The organism is Pseudomonas sp. GL-R-26, from assembly GCF_019947365.1.
Lineage (GTDB): Bacteria > Pseudomonadota > Gammaproteobacteria > Pseudomonadales > Pseudomonadaceae > Aquipseudomonas.
The window spans coordinates 67,025-84,396 of sequence record NZ_JAGYGI010000005.1; the positions used below are offsets into that span (position 1 = coordinate 67,025).

Annotated in this window: 14 protein-coding genes and 4 tRNA genes; 12 read left to right on the forward strand and 6 right to left on the reverse strand. The window is 58.3% G+C overall.

Annotated features, from left to right (window positions below; translation table 11 throughout):
- Positions 1-65: 65 nt before the first annotated feature.
- The 6 genes from alaS (at position 66) to KGA96_RS07425 (ending at position 4,883) form a co-directional block, all read left to right on the forward strand.
- Positions 66-2,687, forward strand: coding sequence for an alanine--tRNA ligase (alaS, locus tag KGA96_RS07400; RefSeq protein WP_223512160.1), 2,622 nt, complete (start codon positions 66-68; stop codon positions 2,685-2,687).
- Between the two features lie 91 nt (positions 2,688-2,778).
- Complete coding sequence (locus KGA96_RS07405; RefSeq protein WP_007971040.1) at positions 2,779-4,020, forward strand: aspartate kinase; 1,242 nt, start codon at positions 2,779-2,781, stop codon at positions 4,018-4,020.
- A gap of 188 nt (positions 4,021-4,208) precedes the next feature.
- Positions 4,209-4,397 carry a carbon storage regulator CsrA gene (gene csrA / locus KGA96_RS07410; protein ID WP_002554426.1) on the forward strand — a complete coding sequence of 63 codons (189 nt, stop codon included), beginning with the start codon at positions 4,209-4,211 and terminating at the stop codon, positions 4,395-4,397.
- A gap of 62 nt (positions 4,398-4,459) precedes the next feature.
- Positions 4,460-4,550, forward strand: a tRNA-Ser gene (locus KGA96_RS07415).
- A 107-nt stretch (positions 4,551-4,657) separates the two neighbouring features.
- Positions 4,658-4,734: transfer RNA gene (locus KGA96_RS07420), tRNA-Arg, on the forward strand.
- 72 nt (positions 4,735-4,806) lie between these two features.
- Positions 4,807-4,883: transfer RNA gene (locus KGA96_RS07425), tRNA-Arg, on the forward strand.
- A gap of 19 nt (positions 4,884-4,902) precedes the next feature.
- Here the strand turns inward: KGA96_RS07425 and KGA96_RS07430 are convergent.
- Positions 4,903-5,421, reverse strand: a complete 519-nt coding sequence (locus KGA96_RS07430; RefSeq protein WP_046042332.1) for a SmpA/OmlA family hypothetical protein — start codon at positions 5,419-5,421, stop codon at positions 4,903-4,905.
- Positions 5,422-5,743: 322 nt separating this feature from the next.
- Here KGA96_RS07430 and mgtE point away from each other — a divergent pair, with 322 nt between their 5' ends.
- Complete coding sequence (mgtE, locus tag KGA96_RS07435) at positions 5,744-7,186, forward strand: magnesium transporter (protein ID WP_046042333.1); 1,443 nt, start codon at positions 5,744-5,746, stop codon at positions 7,184-7,186.
- Between the two features lie 100 nt (positions 7,187-7,286).
- Here mgtE and KGA96_RS07440 read toward each other — a convergent pair whose 3' ends face one another.
- Entirely contained in the window at positions 7,287-7,613 is a 327-nt protein-coding gene (locus tag KGA96_RS07440; protein ID WP_003178899.1) for an Arc family DNA-binding protein, read from the reverse strand.
- 110 nt (positions 7,614-7,723) lie between these two features.
- On the opposite strand from KGA96_RS07440, the gene KGA96_RS07445 reads away from it, so the two are divergent.
- On the forward strand, positions 7,724-7,957 hold the full coding sequence (locus tag KGA96_RS07445; protein WP_080925351.1) for a hypothetical protein: 234 nt from the start codon (positions 7,724-7,726) through the stop codon (positions 7,955-7,957).
- 70 nt (positions 7,958-8,027) lie between these two features.
- On the opposite strand, the gene KGA96_RS07450 is transcribed toward KGA96_RS07445, so the two are convergent.
- Together KGA96_RS07450 and KGA96_RS07455 are read right to left on the reverse strand one after the other, a co-directional pair.
- Entirely contained in the window at positions 8,028-8,207 is a 180-nt protein-coding gene (locus KGA96_RS07450) for a PA3371 family protein (RefSeq protein WP_046042334.1), read from the reverse strand.
- 23 nt (positions 8,208-8,230) lie between these two features.
- Positions 8,231-8,464, reverse strand: a complete 234-nt coding sequence (locus KGA96_RS07455) for a hypothetical protein (protein WP_046042335.1) — start codon at positions 8,462-8,464, stop codon at positions 8,231-8,233.
- A gap of 290 nt (positions 8,465-8,754) precedes the next feature.
- On the opposite strand from KGA96_RS07455, the gene KGA96_RS07460 reads away from it, so the two are divergent.
- A tRNA-Arg gene (locus KGA96_RS07460) sits at positions 8,755-8,831 on the forward strand.
- 268 nt (positions 8,832-9,099) lie between these two features.
- Positions 9,100-13,227, forward strand: coding sequence for a DUF5801 repeats-in-toxin domain-containing protein (locus tag KGA96_RS07465; protein ID WP_411741585.1), 4,128 nt, complete (start codon positions 9,100-9,102; stop codon positions 13,225-13,227).
- A 286-nt stretch (positions 13,228-13,513) separates the two neighbouring features.
- Here the strand turns inward: KGA96_RS07465 and KGA96_RS07470 are convergent, their stop codons facing one another.
- Together KGA96_RS07470 and KGA96_RS07475 are read right to left on the reverse strand one after the other, a co-directional pair.
- Positions 13,514-14,227 (reverse strand): response regulator transcription factor, encoded by a 714-nt coding sequence (locus KGA96_RS07470; protein ID WP_046042358.1) that lies wholly within the window; start codon positions 14,225-14,227, stop codon positions 13,514-13,516.
- On the reverse strand, positions 14,224-14,442 hold the full coding sequence (locus KGA96_RS07475; RefSeq protein ID WP_223512162.1) for a hypothetical protein: 219 nt from the start codon (positions 14,440-14,442) through the stop codon (positions 14,224-14,226). The genes KGA96_RS07470 and KGA96_RS07475 overlap by 4 nt, the downstream gene beginning before the upstream one ends.
- A 592-nt stretch (positions 14,443-15,034) precedes the next feature.
- Here KGA96_RS07475 and KGA96_RS07480 point away from each other — a divergent pair.
- Both KGA96_RS07480 and KGA96_RS07485 read left to right on the forward strand, forming a co-directional pair.
- The gene (locus tag KGA96_RS07480) at positions 15,035-16,639 is read left to right on the forward strand and encodes a tetratricopeptide repeat-containing response regulator (protein WP_223512164.1); all 1,605 of its coding nucleotides are present in this window, start codon (positions 15,035-15,037) and stop codon (positions 16,637-16,639) included.
- Complete coding sequence (locus tag KGA96_RS07485) at positions 16,636-17,328, forward strand: sensor histidine kinase (protein WP_223512166.1); 693 nt, start codon at positions 16,636-16,638, stop codon at positions 17,326-17,328. Before KGA96_RS07480 ends, KGA96_RS07485 begins: the two co-directional genes overlap by 4 nt.
- Positions 17,329-17,372 lie beyond the last annotated feature (44 nt).

Here is a 17,372-nt window from a genome sequence, read left to right on the forward strand (position 1 = left end):
TGCCGTCGCTTCGTCTGTTGACGTTTCGAACAGGCCTTTGGCCGCAGCCTCCGTGGAAGAACCTAATGAAAAGCGCAGAAATCCGTGAAGCCTTCCTTCGCTTCTTCGAAGAGCAAGGCCACACCCGTGTAGCCTCCAGCTCTTTGATTCCGGGCAACGACCCAACCCTGCTGTTCACCAACGCGGGGATGAACCAGTTCAAGGACTGCTTCCTGGGCCAGGAAAAGCGCGCGTACACCCGCGCCGTCAGCAGCCAGAAATGCGTGCGCGCCGGCGGCAAGCACAACGACCTGGAAAACGTCGGTTATACCGCTCGTCACCACACCTTCTTCGAAATGCTGGGTAACTTCAGCTTCGGTGATTATTTCAAGCGTGATGCCATCAGCTACGCCTGGAACTTCCTGACTTCCGACAAGTGGTTGAACCTGCCGAAGGAAAAGCTCTGGGTCACCGTCTACGCCAGCGATGACGAGGCGTATGACATCTGGACCAAGGAGATCGGGGTTCCGGCCGAACGCATGGTGCGTATCGGCGACAACAAGGGCGCGCCGTACGCCTCCGACAACTTCTGGACCATGGGCGATACCGGCCCGTGCGGTCCTTGCACCGAGATTTTCTACGATCACGGCGCCGACATCTGGGGCGGCCCACCGGGCTCGCCGGAAGAAGACGGCGACCGTTACATCGAAATCTGGAACAACGTATTCATGCAGTTCAACCGCACCGCCGATGGCGTGTTGCACCCGCTGCCAGCGCCGTCGGTCGACACCGGCATGGGCCTGGAGCGGATCAGTGCCGTGCTGCAACACGTTCACTCGAACTATGAAATCGACCTGTTCCAGAGCCTGCTGAGCGCTTCGGCCAAGGCCATCGGCTGCACCAACGACGCCCAGGCGTCGCTGAAAGTCGTGGCTGACCACATCCGTTCCTGCGGCTTCCTGATCGCCGATGGCGTGCTGCCGTCCAACGAAGGCCGTGGCTACGTGCTGCGCCGGATCATCCGTCGCGCTTGCCGCCACGGTAACAAGCTGGGCGCCAAGGGCAGCTTCTTCTACCAGATCGTTGCGGCTCTGGTCGCCGAGATGGGCGAAGCTTTCCCTGAGCTGACATCCCAGCAGGCGCACATCGAGCGCGTGCTGAAGGCTGAAGAAGAGCAATTCGCCAAGACCCTGGAGCAGGGCCTGAAGATCCTCGAGCAGGATCTGGCTGACCTCAAGGGCGACGTGGTGCCGGGCGACGTGGTGTTCAAACTCTACGACACCTATGGCTTCCCGATGGACCTGACCGGCGACATCGCTCGCGAGCGCAGCCTGACCATCGACGAAGAAGGTTTCGAGCGTGAAATGGAAGCCCAGCGCGTCCGTGCCCGTTCCGCCAGTTCCTTCGGCATGGACTACAACAGCCTGGTCAAGGTTGACGTGGCCACCGAGTTCACCGGTTACATCGCTCACAGCGGTTCCGCCAAAATCGTTGCGCTGTATAAAGATGGCCAGTCAGTCGACGTATTGAGCGAAGGCGATGAGGGCGTAATCGTTCTCGACAAGACGCCGTTCTACGCCGAGTCCGGTGGCCAGATCGGTGATTGCGGTTACCTGCAGGCGGGCAGCGCGCGTTTCGACGTGCGTGACACCACCAAGACCGGCGGTGCATTCCTGCACCACGGTATCCTGGATTCGGGTAGCCTGATCGTCGGTACGCCGGTCGAAACCCACGTTGATGCCGAGGTGCGTCACGCCACGTCGTTGAACCACTCCGCGACTCACTTGCTGCACGCCGCATTGCGTCAGGTGCTGGGCGATCACGTTCAGCAGAAAGGCTCGCTGGTAGACAGTCAGCGCTTGCGCTTCGACTTCAGCCACTTCGAAGCCATCAAGCCTGAACAACTGAAAGCGCTGGAAGACATCGTCAACGCCGAGATCCGCAAGAACTCCGAAGTTGAAACCGAAGAAACCGATATCGAAACCGCCAAGCAGAAAGGCGCCATGGCGCTGTTCGGCGAGAAATACGGCGACAACGTGCGCGTGCTGAGCATGGGCGATTTCTCTGTCGAGCTGTGCGGCGGTATCCACGCCAACCGTACCGGCGACATTGGCCTGCTGAAAATCATCAGCGAAGGCGGTGTGGCATCGGGCGTACGTCGTATCGAGGCAGTTACCGGTGCGCAAGCGCTGGCCTACTTGAACGCGGCGGAAGAACAACTCAAGGAAGCGGCCAGCCTGGTCAAGGGCAGCCGCGACAACCTGATCGACAAGCTGTCGGCTGTGCTGGAGCGCAACCGTCTGCTGGAGAAGCAACTCGAGCAGTTGCAAGCCAAGGCTGCCAGTGCTGCAGGCGACGATCTGTCGGCCCAGGCGCTGGACGTCAAGGACGTGAAAGTGCTGGCCGTGCGTCTGGACGGTCAGGATGGCAAGGCGCTGCTGGCGCTGGTCGATCAACTGAAAAACAAACTCGGCCGCGCAGTGATCCTGCTCGGCAGTGTCCATGAGGAAAAGGTCGTTCTGGTTGCAGGCGTAACCAAAGACCTGACTGGCCAACTCAAAGCCGGTGATTTGATGAAGCAAGCCGCTGCGGCAGTGGGCGGGAAGGGTGGTGGTCGTCCAGACATGGCGCAAGGCGGCGGTACCGACGCTGGCGCACTGGATGCGGCACTGGCCCTGACCGTTCCGTTTGTAGAGCAGGGTCTTTAAGGCAGTGCTTGCGGCCCGCAGTCTAGTGGTGGGCCGCAACGCTGTTTGAGTGATTATTTGGGCGCCCTTCATGGGCAGAGGCGGCTTTGAAATGGCTTTGATCGTACAGAAATTTGGAGGCACCTCGGTCGGCACTGTCGAGAGAATCGAGCAGGTCGCCGACAAGGTTAAGAAATTCCGCGATGCCGGCGATGACCTGGTGGTTGTGCTGTCTGCAATGAGCGGCGAAACCAACCGTCTGATCGATCTGGCCAAGCAAATCAGTGGCGACGGCCAACCGGTTCCGCGCGAGCTGGACGTGATCGTTTCCACCGGTGAGCAGGTGACGATTGCCCTGTTGGCCATGGCGCTGATCAAGCGCGGCGTGCCGGCGGTGTCGTACACCGGCAACCAGGTGCGGATTCTGACGGATAGCGCGCACAATAAAGCGCGTATCTTGCAGATTGATGACCAGAAGATTCGCGGTGACCTGAAGGCAGGTCGTGTGGTGGTTGTCGCCGGTTTCCAGGGCGTCGACGAGCACGGCAACATCACCACCCTCGGTCGTGGCGGTTCCGACACCACCGGCGTGGCACTGGCGGCAGCCCTGAAGGCTGACGAATGCCAGATCTACACCGACGTCGACGGCGTTTACACCACCGACCCGCGTGTGGTGTCCGTGGCTCAGCGCCTGGACAAGATCACCTTCGAAGAGATGCTGGAAATGGCCAGCCTCGGTTCCAAGGTGCTGCAGATCCGCGCGGTCGAGTTCGCCGGCAAGTACAACGTTCCGCTGCGCGTACTGCACAGCTTCAAGGAGGGTCCGGGCACCCTCATTACTATTGATGAAGAGGAAACCATGGAACAGCCGATCATTTCCGGTATCGCTTTCAACCGCGATGAAGCCAAGCTGACCATCCGTGGCGTGCCAGACATCCCGGGCGTTGCCTTCAAGATTCTCGGCCCGATCAGTGCCGCGAACATCGAAGTCGACATGATCGTGCAGAACGTTGCGCACGATAACACTACCGACTTCACCTTCACCGTGCACCGCAACGACTACCAGGCGGCGCAGGCCGTGCTGGAAAAAACCGCTGGCGAGCTGGGTGCCCGTGAAGTCGTGGGCGACACCAAGATCGCCAAGGTGTCGATCGTCGGCGTTGGCATGCGCTCTCACGCAGGCGTGGCCAGCCGCATGTTCGAATCCCTGGCCAAGGAAAGCATCAACATCCAGATGATCTCGACTTCGGAAATCAAAGTCTCCGTAGTGATCGAAGAGAAGTACCTGGAACTGGCTGTGCGCGCTCTGCACACGGCTTTCGAACTGGACGCACCGGCCCGCCAGGGCGAGTGATGCGTTTGCCAAAAGGCGCGGTCTGACCGCGCCTTTTGTTTTTTTGAATGGCGTGACCCTCGAGCCTGTTCTTTTGCTCGCGCTAGTCAATACTCAGGCATGTAGGGCTGCGACCGCTCCGGTTGTGGGTCGAGTGCCTTTTTTTTGCAGACTGTTGTCCCTGAAATGTAATGCGTGAGGAGAAAGGTATGCTGATTCTGACTCGTCGGTGCGCAGAAAGCCTGATTATCGGTGATGGCGAAATCACCGTGACCGTGCTCGGCGTCAAAGGAAATCAAGTGCGCATCGGTGTTAATGCCCCCAAAGAGGTGGCTGTTCACCGGGAAGAAATTTACCTGCGTATCAAGAAAGAGAAGGACGAAGAACCAAGCCATTAATTTTTATCGTTTTTTATGTTTGCAAACGGGGAAGAAGCTGGTTAATATACGCCCCGTGTTGCGGAGAGCTGGCCGAGTGGCCGAAGGCGCTCCCCTGCTAAGGGAGTACACCTCAAAAGGGTGTCGGGGGTTCGAATCCCCCGTTCTCCGCCATTATTTGCGTAGTACGTTGTAATCTGGCTTCTTCGGTAAGTTGTTGAAATTACTAGAAAAAGTGTTTGACATAGAGATTAGACGGCCTATAATGCGCGGCAACAAATGCACTCGTAGCTCAGCTGGATAGAGTACTCGGCTACGAACCGAGCGGTCACAGGTTCGAATCCTGTCGAGTGCACCATTTAAGAGTTAGTTGCAGCAATGCAGGTAACTTGGCTTCAACCAGTTGTGATCTGGTCTAAAAACACAAATTGCACTCGTAGCTCAGCTGGATAGAGTACTCGGCTACGAACCGAGCGGTCACAGGTTCGAATCCTGTCGAGTGCACCATACAACAGAAAGCCCGCATTTAATGCGGGCTTTTTGCCGTCTTGGATTTGGCTTTTCCTTTCGTACATCCCCTCTCGTCGAACTCTACCTGTGCGCTGCGACCTCTCTGGGTATCGTAGCGGTAGCTCGTGGCTGAATTGCGAATACTGATCCTGTCCGGCTTGCCGAGGGCGCTTTCGACGTCTTGCTGGCTCATGCCGGCGACCACTCGCTGATTGATGATTGCCTCCCGGCGCTCTCTGGCACTGATCAGGTTTCCACACTTGTCCTGCGCCTGACCGACCACGGTCGGCTCTTTCCTCTGGATTTTAATTCCTGATGTTTCACGGGGTTCGGCCGGCGGCAAAAGCGCCCTCGTGCTGCCAGGGGTGAAGGCACGGACGTCCTGGAGTGAAACGCTCTCTTCCGCGGCACAGCCCAGTGTGGTGAAGGTAATGCGCCCATTGGCCGCCTCGCAGCGCTGAACGGTGGTGGCGAGCGCGAAGGGCAGGGGGTTGAGCAGGGTGAAAAGCAAAAAGAATTGTGCAACTGATGGCATCAGGCGTCCTCCGTGACGTTCCTTTTCAAGGGTAACGGCTACAATTTTCGAATAGGAGGTGTGTTTTCTTTTCTGGATGCTTCGTCGCATTTTCCTGGATCAGGACGATGCTCAGGTTTGTTATGCAAGCGCTTGTTTCAGCCGAGATTTTTTAACGTTTAAAACCGTCAGGCGGTGTATCATTGCGCCCGTCAGCCCCGCCGGGGCTTGTGGAATACCTCCATGGACTTACCCAGTAGTTACTCAGTACCCCGTTTCACCAATCATGAATTGACTGATTGATCCTTCCGGCGTGCCCCGCTGCTGGGAGTGGAGTTCGCCTATGTCCGATGTTGAAGTAAAGAAAACGCAGGAAAGCTTGCAGGATCGCCTGGCTCAGGTGGTTGAGTTGCTGCAGCGCCAGCGAGTTGTAGAAGACCTGACTCACCGCCAGGAAGGCCCGCATCATGACCGGGTCGAGAACCTGGTTCACCGGCAGAACCTCGTCGAGTTGCAACGCAAGCTCGATGACCTGCACTCCGCCGACGTCGCCTACATCCTTGAAGCCTTGCCGCTGGACGATCGTCTGACGCTCTGGCAACTGGTCAAGGCCGATCGCGACGGCGACATCCTCCTTGAAGTATCCGATTCGGTCCGTGAAACGCTGATCGCCGACATGGACGATCACGAGCTCCTGGCAGCCGCCAAGGACATGGATGCCGACGAACTCGCTGACCTGGCCTCCGAGCTGCCGCGAGACGTCGTCCATGAGCTCATGGAGACCCTCGACCAGCAACAACGCGAGCGCGTGCGTTCGGCACTGTCCTACGACGAGGAACAGGTCGGTGCGTTGATGGACTTCGAGATGGTGACCATCCGCGAGGATGTCAGCCTTGAAGTGGTCTTGCGTTACCTGCGCCGTCTCAAAGAGTTGCCGGGCCATACCGACAAGCTGTTCGTGGTCGATTACGACGGCGTCCTCAAGGGCGTATTGCCGATCAAGCGTTTGCTGGTCAACGATCCGGACAAACAGGTTGCCGAGGTGATGGCCAGCGATCCGGTGAGTTTCCACCCGGACGAAGACGCCTACGACGCCGCCCAGGCGTTCGAACGTTACGACTTGATCTCGGCGCCCGTGGTCGACAAGAACGGCAAGCTGATCGGCCGTCTGACCATCGATGAAATGGTCGACCTGATCCGTGAAGAGAGCGAAAGCGAAGTTCTCAACATGGCGGGTCTGCGTGAAGAGGAAGACATTTTTGCGTCGGTCTGGAAATCCCTGCGTAACCGTTGGGCCTGGCTGGCGATCAACCTGATTACCGCGTTCGTGGCTTCTCGGGTGATCGGTTTGTTTGAAGGTTCGATCGAGAAACTCGTGGCGCTTGCGGCATTGATGCCGATCGTGGCGGGGATCGGCGGTAACTCGGGTAACCAGACCATCACCATGATTGTTCGGGCCATGGCGCTGGACCAGGTGAGTACCGGCAATACCTCGCGCCTGATGCGCAAGGAATTGGCGGTAGCGCTGATCAATGGCGTGATCTGGGGCGGGGTGATCGGTGTGGTTGCCTACCTGCTCTATGGCAGTTGGTCATTGGGCGTGGTGATGACCGCCGCGATGATACTCAACTTGTTACTGGCGGCGTTGATGGGGGTTTTGATCCCGATGACCCTGGCGAAGATGGGGCGCGATCCGGCAATGGGTGCCAGCGTGATGATCACGGCCATGACCGACAGCGGCGGCTTCTTCATCTTCCTGGGGCTGGCGACAATCTTCCTGCTCTGAAGTCCGCTTCACTAAAACCCGCCGTTTGGCGGGTTTTTTGTGCCCGGATTTCAGGCAAAAAAAAGCCAGCGATCAGGCTGGCTTGGGCTTTCTGGCTGAATCAGGACGCGTCGGCGGCCATTTCAGCGTCATGGGCGATCAGAGATACCAGGGCGTTCTGCTGTCGATGGGAGAGCTGGCGGAAGCGCTGCAGCAGCTCCCGTTCGTGCAAGGAAAGCTCGGGGCTGTCCAGGCGCATGCTCAACTCTTCTCCCAGTGCGCCTTCCTGAATAAGACTCTGCTCAAGGCGCGCAATGATTTCGGAGTTCATGCTGCGATGATGATTGCGAGCCACCTCGGCAATGCGTTCACGCATTCCGTCTGGCAGACGTACGACGAACTTGTCAGCCGTACGGCTGGAATAAATTGCCTGTTTCAATGGGCGCATATATTTAACCGGTTAGTTCAGGGGAGCGGTTTTCGGGATTGGCCGCAGGATGTCTGGTAGGACAAGCGCTCTGACCAAATGTTCAACCTGAATTGATAGAGGCGCGCATCATGCCTCAAAGCAGCCAGATCCTTGGCGTCAATTCTGTGACAAATATTGAACTGGATAAAGGCGTTCTGCCAGCACCAATTATCAGAAATGCGGACTGGTTTGAAAAGTTCGGCCAAGCCCCATCACTTCCTGCTTTCTCCACCCGACGAAAGGTTTCCGACGAGCAGGAAAAAGTGAACTCGATCCCTGTTCCTTGTCTTTTACAGAATAGTGGCAAATGGCCGATTTACTAGGGGGAGTCGTATGGATGGGGGGAATTCAGGATGGATGGCAGGCCCTTGCAACGGGTCTGCCATGTCGGGATCAGCGCAGTACCGGATCAAACTTGATCTTGCGCCCGGCGATCAATGCGAGCACGAACAGCGCGCTGAATACGCCACAGGCGATCAGGGGGAGGGTGACGACCATGCCCTGGGTCAATGACAGATGAAAAATGCCGCTCGACAAGGCGAGGATGAAGAAACTCGCGGCTGATCTGGACATGCTGTACTCCTGGTGAGGGTCATTCAAAATACCAAACGTTCGGCAGACGGAGCTGGTACCAGGGTGTTTTTCTGGCTGTTCTCCTGACTGACAAAGCCGTGCTGGTCGCTCGTCACTGCCAGCTGTGGTGCCTTCTGCAACTGAAGGTAATGCGGCATGTGTTGGGCAGCCTGCGTAGCGCTGCTCTCGGGAACAAAATGAACTCCCGCTAAAACCGCCAGTGCGATGGCATAGGAGAGTGAAAGGGCGCTCTTCATGGGGCGGGCCTCGGTTGTTCTGTGAGAACAGCAGAAGCAGCTCGCATGCCAGAGTTTATCGGCAATTAAATTCTTTAAAAACAATGAATTAAGTTATTTTTGGTAAAGCGCCATATTGCATTTTGCAATGATGGCTTTTTGCAGTGATGCAATTTGCACGGTAAACAAGTCCGCGCCCGGCCGAGGCGTCTGCCTACACTTAAAAAGCCTACGGACGACATGACAAAAGCCAGCCCGGCCGTTAACATGCACGCCGTCCATCGCACCGCGCATCGGCGCGGTCAACGTGTGTCTCAGTAGCTCAATTGGATAGAGCATCCCCCTCCTAAGGGGAAGGTTGGCAGTTCGAACCTGCCCTGGGACACCATATTTTGCAGCTCCCCCGCCTGTTCCAACGCTTCCTTTTCACGACTTGCACATTACGTTCGAAAGCCCAGGTCCCCGGGATCTATTGACGCCATCAACCCTGCCTTCGCGACTTTCCGTCTCCTCCCCCACGTAGTCTGAATCTCCCATCCCGTCTGGGAGTATCCGCCGATGTGCCGTCTGCGGTGCTTGTTCATAGTTGTGACCAATAGATCAGAAAATGGTCCAAGGTCGACCTCCGATGACTGGACCCCGCCCAGGAGAAAGTCATGGCTATGCGCAAGAAAATCTCATCGCTAACGAATGACCTGACCAGTAACGCCGGTGACCATCCTTCACCCGTCAACCACGACTGGACTTTTACCTACATTCCGACCGTCACCACCAACCTTAAAGACTACGCCCCCGGCAGCACTGCCATCATCACGGCCAGCGGTTTCGCCGCCGGCAGCACAGTGACGCTCGAAGTCGACCACGCTATCGGTGCCGGCGCGGATGGCGTGTGGGGTACGTCCGACGATGTGCTCGATACCAACACCGGAGCGGGTCACGAGCCCTGGTCCGTGACCGACGGCGGCGTCGGCGATCTCGATGGCCAAGTCAACGGCAGCGTCACCACCTCGTGGTACGTGAATCCCGACGACTCGGCAGGCGCAACGTTTCTGCTCACAGCGGCCTCTGCGGGCGCCGATGGAGTGGTCGGCACCGCTGATGACGCCGTGGCGACAATGTCGTTTACGGACAGCGTTTTGGGCGTCGTGGCAACCGGCGAGGACGTTACGCTGGACGAAACGGCCGGATTGCAGAACGCCACTGCCACTCCAACCCCTGCGGGGGACGCTGACGACAATGACATTCTGGTGGCGTCCCTGCCTTCGATCTTCACTACCCGTTTAGCCGCACTGGGGGCAGGTACCGCCACGGGGGCGGCCTTGAGTGGCTATACCGGTGCCGCGGACAACACCGGCAGCAATGCATTCACCATCACCGCTGACCCCGGAGCAAGCAGTATCGATATCAGCTTCGTCGGCTTCTCTGGCGCACCGCTCAATGGCGAGGACAGCGGACTGGATACCCTCGATGGCACCAGCATCCTTCTCTATACGGATACGAACAACAACATCGTTGTGGGCCGAGCCGGGAGTGCAACCGGCGCGATCGTGTTCGCTGCCTATATTGATGAAACCGGATCGCCGGCCACGGGTGGCAAGATCTGGACCGTGGAGTACCAACCGCTCAAACATCCCGTTATGACGAATGCCGATGATTCGCTCAATCTGCTGGATAAGGTTTTCATCGGGGCTAGCCAGGACCTGGAATTCAGTCTGACCGGTGTGCCCTCCGGTTCGAACCTGTTCCTGATGTTCACGAAGGCGAATCCGAACATTGTCGATGACGCTGGTGTGTTGCGGATCACGGATCCCACCATCATCGCCACCGGCAAGGACCCCGCTGACCAGTCAAGCGGCGCCAATATAAACACTGGCGACACGATCATTACCAGCCAGGCGGCTAACCCGACCACCTTAGGCACCAACAACCAGATGATTACGGAACAGGAAGGCATCCGTTTTTCGTTCGTCACGGGTGCCAGGCAGGATCTAACCATTCCCAACCTCAGTCAAAACGAAGCCGATGTTGAATCCAACATCGACTTTACCGACGTCTTCAATGCGAAGATGGCCAGTTTCGACGTTGTGCAGTTGCAAAGTGGCAAGAGTGCCGTGGTAAGAGTCAGCGCATTCAGCACCGCTGCTGAGCCTGGCGCGGATTTCATCAATGGGTATGCGGGTGATGCGTCGGTGGCCATCACCAATGTTCGAGTCTTCAACAATAGCACCGGGCAGGTGATCGAGAATTCAAACGGCTCGGTGAATGATCCGGCCATCACCATCAGCATTGCTGCAGGGGTCGCAACCATCACCGGCGTTAAAGCCGGCTACCAGATTGAATACACCACTACGTCGGACCACAACCGCGTGCTCGTCGAGAACGGCGCGGCCGTCACTGCCAAGGGCAATGAGCACGCCGATTTTGATATTGGTGGTTTCACGCTGGTCCAGGCCTCAATTACAAAAACCGAAATCGGCTCCAGGATCATCTTCGACGACGATGGACCGAGCATTACCACCACCGGCACGGAGCCGACATTGACGGTGGACGAAACGATACTGACGACCAATGACACCCAGAGCTTCGCCGCCAACTTCAACTCGGCGTTTGGCGCCGATGGTGCCGGCACGCTGACCTATGCGCTGGGCGTGGTGGCCGGGGCTTCCGGATTGACGGACACGGCCTCGGGCCAGGCGGTGAACCTGTCGCTCAATGGCACGGTGGTGGAAGGGCATACGGCCCTCAGCAACCTGCTGGTGTTCACGGTCAGCGTGGCCGCCAATGGCAGCGTCACGCTCGACCAGGTCCGCGCCGTGGTGCATGCCAACACCGCCAATCCCGATGATTCGACGAGCCTGACCTCGGACAGCCTGGTGACGCTGACCGCGACCAAGACCGACGGGGACGGCGACAGCGCCCAGGCGACGCTGAATATCGGGCAGAACCTGGTGTTCAAGGACGACGGGCCAAGCATTACCACCACCGGCACGGAGCCAACATTGACGGTGGACGAAACGATACTGACGACCAACGATACCCAGAGCTTCGCCGCCAACTTCAACTCGGCGTTTGGCGCCGATGGTGCCGGCACGCTGACCTATGCACTGGGCGTAGTGGCAGGAGCTTCCGGGCTGACGGACACGGCCTCGGGCCAGGCGGTGAACCTGTCGCTCAATGGCACGGTGGTGGAAGGGCATACAGCCCTCAGCAACCTGCTGGTGTTCACGGTCAGCGTGGCCGCCAATGGCGGCGTCACGCTCGACCAGCTCCGGGCCGTGGTGCATCTCGACCCGACCAATCCGGATGATTCAACGAGTTTGACCTCGGACAACCTGGTGACGCTGACCGCGATCAAGACCGACGGGGACGGCGACAGCGCCCAGGCGACCCTCAACATAGGGCAGAACCTGGTGTTCAGGGACGACGGGCCGGCACTCAGTTTCGGCAACTTGATCGGGACCGGTAGCGTCCTTGCGCAATCCGGGTTCTGGAATATGGCGACGGGAGCCGACGGGCTGGGTGCGGCCGGTCTGGATATCTCGTTGGTCAATGACCACTTCACCCTCGTCAGGCCCGACAACACGACCATGACCGGGACCGGCACGCTCCACGAGCTGGCGCAATCACCGGATGCCAATGGCGCGTACCACTTCGCGGGAACGTTGACCGGTGATTTCGACAACAACACCGCAACCTCGGATACCAACGTCGACTACACGCTGACCGCCTATGCCGATGGTCACTATGCACTGGATCTGGTGCAAGGCTTCAGTTCGACGATCGTGCTTAGCAGTGCAAACGGCTCGCTCGCTGCCGGCGGCCCGGATTCGGTGCGCACATTGTTAATCCCTCACACGGATAACCCGGCTATTCCTTCGACCTCCGAGGAGATCGTGTTCTTTTCCGCAAAGGCGCTTGCGTTGCCTGCGGACATCCTGACCGGCATCGGGCTCGGAGCATCCGACCCCACCGAAGCCACGCTACAGACCAACCCCTTGCCGGCGTACATCGACCCCGCATCCATGAACGTCAGCGCGTCCGGCATCGGCGTCGGCAATAACGTTTTCCAGGGCGATAACCTGGCGGCAATCAGCGCCGCCGATGAAAGTTTCGTCATCAATCCAGAGAGCCTGCTGACGGGCATGAAGGTCTTCATCGACAACTCCGTGGCGGGTTACAACACGGCGACCGAGGATCTGTACTACAGGATCTACTACGCGGATGGCACGCATTCGAACCAAGTCGAGGTGAACACCCTGACGTCGGAGGCTGGCGGCCAGGTGTCCTTCCTCGTCCAGAAGGAGGGTACGGTACTGATCGACGCTGTTCAGCTGACGATGGGCCGGGGCGATGTCAAGATCCCGGTGATCCAGTTCATTCAGCAGAGCGAGAGTCTGGCCAGCGATGTCCAGCTGGCGTTCAGCGCGACGTTGACGGACAAGGATGGGGATTCGGCGACGAGTACGTTTAACGCCAACCTGTTCGCCAACGACCCGGCCAACGCATCCTTCGACTTCTCGCTGGCTGGCACGATCGGAAAGCAGGATGCGTTCAACGTCGACCTGTCAGTCAATGAGAACAGGTACCAGGTCACCGGCTTCGATACGGGGTCTGGCGTGCAAGACAAGCTGGTGCTCAACGGCGACCCGAACGCCGTTGTCCAGATCGACAACTCGGGCGCAAACGGCGTCGTGACGGTTGCCGAGTCTGGCGGACAAGCAACGACCATCACAGTGGTCGGGGCCCATGTTCAGAATACCGACATCTTTTTTGGCAGCGCCTGAGGCTTTGCGCGTGAACGGATGCGAGGGTGGCCTAGGAAACCACCCTCGCATTCTTTTTGCGGTTCAGATACGAGATCCCCATGATCGCATGCGCTGTGAACTGGCGAGCAGCACAAGGCTTGAAAAGCGCGGCGGGTAGGTACAGGTTGGCGTGGCGGAATTTACCGAGAACGACATCAGTATTGCGGGGCACTCTGTCTGACCCGGTCTACCGACAAGGATGGCGGAACGGTGGCGGTCTACCCTCTGAAAGTGAGGAGCAGACCGTCTTGTATCGACTTGAAATTCAATCCAGCTCCACCCAGACGGACTCGGTCGGGGCTTCGTTGGTGAGCCCGTGTTTCAGCGCATACATCAGCAAGTCGATACGGTTGATCAGATTAAGCTTTTGATAGATGTTGCTGAGGTGGTTGTGCACGGTGTGCTCGCTGATCCCCAGGCGCCCGGCGATGCTTACATATTTGGCGGACGGTTCGCCGACGATGGCGCGAATCAGTTCTCTCTCTCGCAGCGTCAACCGCGCCTGTTTCGCCTGCTCCAGATTGCATTTAATGGGCATTTGCCCGGTCACGGCATAGCCGCAAAGGCCGCCAGCCCAGGCTCTGTCCATTGCAAAGTCGCTATGGTGGACCTTGAGGATGGCCTGGATAATCGATTCCGTCGGGTCTTCCGCCAGCACGATGCCGCGAGCGCCAGCCTCTATCGCCTGGGCAGCGGGGACGACTTCGTACAGACCCTTGAGCAGCAGCACTTTCATTTCGGCGCTACGGGTGAGTCCCGCGATGACATCCAGAGGATTCAGCGCATCCGGAAAGAAACTGAAAAAAATCACATCGGGCCGCAGTTGATCGGCAAGATCCAGCGCCTGGGTATAGGTGGTGGCCTGTGCTGTCACTTCCATCCGGGGCTTTCTGGCATTGATCAAGTCGTGAAGGCCCATGAGCACGAGGGGGCGACAATCGATCAACATCACACGAATTGGCTCTTTTTGGTCGGTCATGATCTTCCTGACCCCCTTGAAAAACCAATGATGGCCTCTACCCGCAGATCTTCCTGGGTCAACCATTTGCTCGCCAGGCAGGCGCGATCATTGGTAATCACCGACCCCGGAGCCATTTCCATCAACAGCACCGGCAGGCGACGTGAACGTTTCCAGAAGGCAGCCAAAGCCCGGGAGAGCAGATAAATACGAATAATTATCAGTGGTTTACGCATGATGATGTGCTCCCTCCCGCCTCTCAACTGATTCTAGGCCAACCCGGAGCGCTACCTGCCCGCCCGTCCGTCAGTCCTCGATCCAGGTTCGGTGCGGACAGGACTGTCCGATGCTCTCGAGAAGGGGGAGTAACCCTCGAAAATCAAGGTATTAGGCCTGCCATAGATGGCCAATGGCCAAGATCGGATCCACATCACGATCGTCAACTAATCGACGAGTGGCGTTCACTTAGGAGTGCTAATGTTGACTTAGTCAATTTATCGGCGAAATCTGCCTGGTCAGCCACCGGCAATTGTGGGTGTTCATGCATCAGCACTTTTTTGTGCGCGAGTTCTCGTTTTCAGTAGCGCCTTCGAATATTCAGAGTGAGCGTTGAGGAAGGTTCTCAAGGGAATGCCATGGCTGGCCGATAACACGGCAGTCACGAGCCTCCTCTCGCGGTCGATGCATGTGTTGATTGGCAATGAGAAGGTGTTTGATGGCTAATGGCTACCAGCTATCATCTGCGCGCCAAAATATGGCGCTGCGAAGCTGAGTCCGTCCGTGTATTCGCCTTTGGGTTCTTCTTCTTAAATTGCCTGGAAATCTTCGATGCTGTCGTATCACCAAAAGCGTTTTCTGATCGTCGATGATTTCTCGGACTTCCGCAGTTCGGTCAGGTCGATGCTGCGTGAACTGGGCGTCAAGGAAGTGGACACTGCCGATACCGGCGAGCAGGCGCTGAAAATGTGCTCGCAGAAGGCCTACGACTTCATCCTGCAGGACTTTCATCTGGGCGACGGCAAGAAGAATGGCCAGCAGGTGCTCGAAGACCTGATGGAAGAAAAGCTGATCAGCCATGAAGCGGTGTTCGTCATGGTCACCGCCGAAACCAGCCAGGCCATGGTGCTCAGTGCGTTGGAGCATGAGCCCGATGCCTACCTGACCAAGCCGTTCAACCGTTCCAGCCTGGCCCAGCGTCTGGAGCGCCTGGAGCAACGCAAGACCCTGCTCAAGCCGATCCTGCAGGCCCTCGACCGCGGTAAGCCGATGGAGGTGCTCAACGCCTGTATCGCCCTGTGCAAACAAGACATCCGCTATTCGCCACTGTGCCTGCGCTTTCGCGCCGATGCCCTGCGCGACCTGAATCAGAACGAAGCGCTGGAGCGTCTCTACGACAGCATCATCGCCGACCGCCCGTTGCCATGGGCGTTTGCCGGGTTGGGCAAGTTGCTGTTCAAGCGTGGCCAGGTCGGGCAGGCCAAGGGCATTTATGAAAAAGCCCTGAAAGTCTTCCCGATGATGCCGTCGCTGTATGACGGCATGGCGGATGTACTGGTCGCCGAAGGGGACACCAAGGGAGCACAGCGCGTACTGGAAGAGGCGATTCGCCTGTCGCCGCTGGCGGTGCGTCGCCAGGCATTGCTCGGCAAGCTGGCGATGACCAACGAGGACTTCGACACGGCGGCCAAGGCCTATCGCCAGGCAGTGAGCCAGGGCGCGCAGTCACGGTTCAAGGATGCCGAGAGCAACCTCGGCCTGGCCCACGCCTTGATCAGCAAGGGCAGCGAACGGGGCCTGGACACGCGGACTCGCCTTGAAATCAACACCACATTGAGTGCCGTGGCCAAGGAAAACCCCTCCGATCCGGGCCTGCAAATCCGCGCGCGCCTGATGAAGGCCACCAGCCTGTTGCTCAACGACGCCGAGACGGCCGACAAGCTCACCGAGCAAGCCTTGCTGCGCCTGGATGGCATGGAGCAATTCATGAGCGCCGAAGCGGCCTTGCTGGTGGCCAAGCAGCTGAAACTGCTCGGGCAGACCGAGGCCGGTACCGCGATGCTGAAAAACTGCGTGGAAATCTACGGCGACGATCCTGTGGTCATGAAGGACATCGCCAAGCAGACCGACGACCCGAGCATCCTCAATTCCGGCAACGCCGCCGCGGAGCTCAACCGTCAGGGCGTGCGCGTCTACAAGACCGGCAACCTGGTGGAGGCCCGGCAGGTATTCCGCAAAGCCCTGGCGATGCAACCGAAGAACATCAGTATCGCCCTGAACATGGCGCAGTCGTTGTTGCATGGCACCGATACCAGCGCTCCTTCGGCGGAACTGGAAGAATGCCGAACCTGCCTGAAAATGGTCGGCCTGATGCCCGACTCCGACGCGCGCTATCCGCGTTACCAGAAGCTGAAAAGCAAGGCGTTTGGCCAATGAACGACAACCAACAGGCACTGGATTTCTCCACGGTGATCGCCTCTACCGTGCACGACATGAAGAACTCGCTGGCCATGCTGATGCAGGCCCACAGCCAGTGGCTGGGACGATTGCCGGAGTCGGCGCGGCAGGCGCCGGAGCAGGGTGTGATCGACTTCGAGTTCGCCCACCTCAACGGCATGCTGGTGCAGTTGCTGGGGCTGTACAAGCTCGGCGTCAACCAGATGCCATTGCAACCGGCCTACCATGAGCTGGACGATTTCATCGAAGCGCAACTGGCCTGTCATCAGGAGGTGTTCGCCAGCCGCAGCATCATGGCCACCTATGAAGTGGACCCGCTGAGCCCGCTGGGCTTCTTTGACCGTGAGTTGATCGCGTCGGTATTGGCCAACTGCATCAACAACGCCATTCGCTTTGCGCGGCATGCCGTTTTGATCAGTGTCAGCGACGAAGCCGGGCAACTGGTGTTGACCATCAATGACGATGGCGAGGGATACCCGGCACAGATGATCGAGCGCCAGGCCGATTATGTGCAGGGCATCAATCAAAGCACCGGCAGCACCGGGCTGGGCCTGTACTTTGCCGGGCGAATTGCCGCGCTGCATCAACGCAATGGCGTGGGTGGGCGTACCGAAATCAGCAATGGCGGGCCGTTGGGTGGTGGGGTGTTCCGCCTTTACCTGCCCTGACCGGCAGCAAATTTATCGACGCTGCTTGAAATTCTGAACACGTG

Excerpts from the sequence above, each read along its gene's own strand:
- KGA96_RS07440 (WP_003178899.1), bottom strand. The coding sequence starts at position 7,613 with ATGCGCCCATTGAAACAGGCAATTTATTCCAGCCGTACGGCTGACAAG.
- csrA (WP_002554426.1), top strand. The coding sequence starts at position 4,209 with ATGCTGATTCTGACTCGTCGGTGCGCAGAAAGCCTGATTATCGGTGAT.
- KGA96_RS07470 (WP_046042358.1), bottom strand. The coding sequence starts at position 14,227 with ATGACCGACCAAAAAGAGCCAATTCGTGTGATGTTGATCGATTGTCGC.
- KGA96_RS07450 (WP_046042334.1), bottom strand. The coding sequence starts at position 8,207 with ATGTCCAGATCAGCCGCGAGTTTCTTCATCCTCGCCTTGTCGAGCGGC.
- KGA96_RS07475 (WP_223512162.1), bottom strand. The coding sequence starts at position 14,442 with ATGCGTAAACCACTGATAATTATTCGTATTTATCTGCTCTCCCGGGCT.
- KGA96_RS07430 (WP_046042332.1), bottom strand. The coding sequence starts at position 5,421 with ATGCCATCAGTTGCACAATTCTTTTTGCTTTTCACCCTGCTCAACCCC.
- KGA96_RS07480 (WP_223512164.1), top strand. The coding sequence starts at position 15,035 with ATGCTGTCGTATCACCAAAAGCGTTTTCTGATCGTCGATGATTTCTCG.
- KGA96_RS07405 (WP_007971040.1), top strand. The coding sequence starts at position 2,779 with ATGGCTTTGATCGTACAGAAATTTGGAGGCACCTCGGTCGGCACTGTC.
- KGA96_RS07445 (WP_080925351.1), top strand. The coding sequence starts at position 7,724 with ATGCCTCAAAGCAGCCAGATCCTTGGCGTCAATTCTGTGACAAATATT.
- alaS (WP_223512160.1), top strand. The coding sequence starts at position 66 with ATGAAAAGCGCAGAAATCCGTGAAGCCTTCCTTCGCTTCTTCGAAGAG.
- KGA96_RS07485 (WP_223512166.1), top strand. The coding sequence starts at position 16,636 with ATGAACGACAACCAACAGGCACTGGATTTCTCCACGGTGATCGCCTCT.
- KGA96_RS07455 (WP_046042335.1), bottom strand. The coding sequence starts at position 8,464 with ATGAAGAGCGCCCTTTCACTCTCCTATGCCATCGCACTGGCGGTTTTA.
- mgtE (WP_046042333.1), top strand. The coding sequence starts at position 5,744 with ATGTCCGATGTTGAAGTAAAGAAAACGCAGGAAAGCTTGCAGGATCGC.
- KGA96_RS07465 (WP_411741585.1), top strand. The coding sequence starts at position 9,100 with ATGGCTATGCGCAAGAAAATCTCATCGCTAACGAATGACCTGACCAGT.